Here is a 418-nt window from a genome sequence, read left to right as displayed (position 1 = left end):
TAGCTGCAGATCGTGGCGTTGTTGGAAAACGGCGTGACGGACGCGACCTTCGCATCGCCGTACGCCGCCTGGCGGATGCGGTCGAGCCAGTCGTTGGCCACTTCCGTGTCGCTGTTGAGCAGCAGCACGTCGTGGCTGTCGCTGAGCGCCATGCCGCGGTTCACCGTGCCGACGAAGCCCAGGTTCTCGGCGTTCTCCAGCAGCAGGATGCGGTCTTCGCCCGCGGCGCGCTCCCGCAGCCAGGCCGTGACCTCGGGCTCGGGGCTGCAATCGTTGATGACGACGAGGCGCCAGGGCGTGCGGCAGCCGCTGGCCAGCACCGATTCGATGCAGAGCTGCGTGTCGGCGAGGCCGCGGTACACGGGGACGATCACGTCGACGGGGTGCGACGGCGGAGCCACGGGCGTCGGGACGTAGG

General features: G+C 69.4%; 1 protein-coding gene. It reads right to left on the bottom strand.

Translation table 11 applies throughout. The features are described from left to right. On the bottom strand, nucleotides 1-374 hold a 374-nt coding region (locus GVL12_RS25870; RefSeq protein ID WP_235033992.1), incomplete at its 3' end, for a glycosyltransferase family 2 protein. Nucleotides 375-418: the final 44 nt, after the last annotated feature.

This window comes from Pantoea sp. 18069, from assembly GCF_902706035.1.
Classification (GTDB): domain Bacteria; phylum Pseudomonadota; class Gammaproteobacteria; order Burkholderiales; family Burkholderiaceae_C; genus Comamonas.
Note: the sequence above shows the minus strand (reverse complement) of the source record. Positions and strands in the feature narration are given on the sequence as shown.